Below are 2,844 nucleotides of genomic sequence, written 5' to 3' on the forward strand. Positions count from 1 at the left end.
AAGAGCAGAAAGTAATTTTAGAAGGGAAAAATGCAAGTTTACAAGTTAATGTTGAAATGCTACAAGGAACTATTAATACTTTTAATTCTATAAAGAAAACTGAAATTGAAGCTATTAAAGATAATGAGGCTACAATAAATCAATTAAAGATAGATAAGTTAAAAGCTGAATTTGAAAATGAAATATCTAAACTTAATAATAATATAGTATCTTTAGAAAAAGATATTGAATTAAAAGAATCTGAATTAAAATCATTAAATAATGTAATATCTTCTAAAGATTTAGAAATAAAAACTTTAATTAAAGGGAATAAACAATCTAAAAAAACAAGTAATAAATAGAAGGAATATATCCTCCTATTTATTGAAGGTAAATTAAAGTTATTGAGGTGAGAAAGTATGAGATATAGAAAAGTTGTTTTAGACTTTGAAACTACTGGATTAAGTTCTAAATATGATGAAATATTACAAGTAAGTGCTATAGATCTGGACGGAAATGTTTTAATAAATGAGTATTGTAAGTCTAAAAATATTAGCACCTGGGAAGAAGCAGAAGAAATACATGGTATTAGTCCAGCTATGGTTGTAGATAAAAAGCCTTTTGAAGATTATGTAGAAATTTTAAGTGATATATTAACTAATGCTGCTGAAATTATTATTTATAATGCAGATTTTGAAGTAGGCTTTTTAAAGAAGTATGGAGTTAAGTTTAATACTAACATTTATGATTTGATGTATGAATTTGCAGAAATTTATGGGCAATGGAATGAATATTATGGGAACTATACTTGGAAGTCATTAGATGATTGTTGCTTATATTATGGTTATTACTTAGGTAATGCCCATGATAGTTTAGAAGATTGTAAGGCTACTTTATATTGTTACAACAAGGCAATAAACAATGAGAGTAGATATGAAGGGAAAGAATATATCGGAAAAACAGTTAAAGAATTTTTAGGTGAAGCATGGGTAAGGGTTAATAATAATGCTATAAAGTTAAGAGTTTATCCTATTGGAGCAAAAAGAATTAAAGGTTATTTTTATGGTGAAATTAAAGCTTATGATGATTTTAAATACCAGGAATTATTAGATTATAAAATACATGATATATCATATAATTCACCTAAATCTTTTTCTATTTGGGTAGATAAATGTTTACAAGCTGATTTTGATTTATTGTTAGAAGATGTAGAAAAATTGAAGGAAAAAAACTCTGATTTAGAGAGAAAGAATGATGAATTAAGAAAAGCTAGATATGAAAATTATAGGTTATATAGAGAAGAAAATGAGAAGGTTATAAAATTAGAGAAAAAAATAAATAAGATGAAGGAAAAACTAGGCTTAGTATTGAAGGAAAAAAAGAAAGTACCAGTTTTTAATAGTTATGGTTTCTATACTGCTGAATATTGCAGAACTACTAAAAAGCCAATGATCCAGCCAAGTGAATATAGAGCATTTAAAGATGTTTTATTATCCAAAACTAGATGTAAAGAAATTAAGCAGCCAGTTCGTGAAGGAGAAGAAATTTATGCTTTTCTTAGAGTAAGAAATGGTTATTGTTCTTTGTATTATAGAAATGTTAAAGAAGGGAATAAAGATGATTAAAATTAGATTAACTTATGCTTATGATGAAGAAAAAGATATTGCAATAGAAAAAATTAAAGAGAATTTTGAAGTTTTAAATATAAGCAGAGAGTATAAAGGTCGTGGAAATAATCAATATTCAAATATTTATATTGATGCTAATATCATAGAGCAAATATCTAATGAATAAATTGATTACATTGCGAACTAAATGATCTTTAAAAATTTAATAATTCTGTATTTATATTTCATTAATAGATTAATATAGTAACGGCTTAGCTTCTATAGACTATTAGTAAAATATTGACATATAAATATTGAAAGTATTATAATTGTTTTGACAATAAAACTTGTCAAAATGAATATAAAACTTTACAGGGAGGATTTATGAAGAAGGATGAAATTTTACAAAAAAGCCGACAATCTAATAATGATGAAGGGATGGAATATGCAGAGAATCGAGGTCGTAAGATAGGGTTTATTGCATTTGCAATATTATTTATATTTATTGCTATATTTAATTTGTTTTTAGGTGATCCTAGGACATTTTTCGCTATATCTCCACTTTTTTGGATATTTATTGCTGGTGAAGCTTATGGAAAGTTTTGTTTTACCAAAAAAGGAGTATATCTTATTACGACAATAGCAGCAGGTATTTCTTCAATATTATTTACGGTAAAATTTATATTGACTACATTGAGGTAACTATATTATGGATGAAAGCTTAATATTAAAAAATAGATTAAAAGTAGCACGAGCTGAAAAAGGTCTTTCGCAGAATGATTTAGCTAAGTTAGTAGGAGTATCACGCAATACAATAAGTTCGATTGAAACGGGTCAGTTTAACCCAACTGCAAGACTTGCATTGATACTTTGTATTGCATTAGATAAAACATTTGAAGAGTTATTTTATTTTGAATAAAATATTAAAATATAATTTATAATGGAGTTTTAGGAGGTAAAGTATATGGAGTTTGGTGGGTGGTCATCATGGGGAGTTATAACATTAATTATTTGTATTGTTGGATGTGGTGTATTAGTTAGTAAGAAAAATAAAAAATGATTAAGAATATTAAACTTATTATAAAAATATCGTATTATTCAAAAGTGAATATGCGGTATTTTTTAGTGCGTAATTCAAAAATAAAAAGCAATATGAATTAAGTACGAACTAAGAGAATCTTGAAAATTGAATAATATAGAATTGTTAAAATATGCTATAATAAATTCATAATTGTCTTAAATAACAAATTAGTTGGAG

Annotated in this window: 5 protein-coding genes; all 5 read left to right on the plus strand. The window is 25.7% G+C overall.

Annotated features, from left to right (window positions below):
* Positions 1 to 341, plus strand: a 341-nt coding sequence (locus J7M87_RS14845; protein ID WP_291652037.1) for a hypothetical protein, incomplete at its 5' end; no start/stop codon positions are given.
* A 57-nt stretch (positions 342 to 398) separates the two neighbouring features.
* Entirely contained in the window at positions 399 to 1,604 is a 1,206-nt protein-coding gene (locus J7M87_RS14850; RefSeq protein WP_291652039.1) for a 3'-5' exonuclease, read from the plus strand.
* Positions 1,597 to 1,773 (plus strand): DUF3970 family protein, encoded by a 177-nt coding sequence (locus J7M87_RS14855; protein ID WP_291652041.1) that lies wholly within the window; start codon positions 1,597 to 1,599, stop codon positions 1,771 to 1,773. The genes J7M87_RS14850 and J7M87_RS14855 overlap by 8 nt, the downstream gene beginning before the upstream one ends.
* Before the next feature lie 197 nt (positions 1,774 to 1,970).
* A complete protein-coding gene (locus tag J7M87_RS14860; protein ID WP_291652043.1) occupies positions 1,971 to 2,288 on the plus strand; it encodes a DUF6442 family protein in 318 nt (105 codons plus the stop codon).
* A 7-nt stretch (positions 2,289 to 2,295) separates the two neighbouring features.
* Positions 2,296 to 2,505, plus strand: coding sequence for a helix-turn-helix transcriptional regulator (locus J7M87_RS14865; RefSeq protein ID WP_291652045.1), 210 nt, complete (start codon positions 2,296 to 2,298; stop codon positions 2,503 to 2,505).
* The last annotated feature ends 339 nt before the right edge of the window (positions 2,506 to 2,844 follow it).

The sequence above is a fragment of the Clostridium sp. genome (assembly GCF_017888565.1).
In the GTDB taxonomy this organism is placed as follows: Bacteria; Bacillota; Clostridia; order Clostridiales; family Clostridiaceae; genus Clostridium.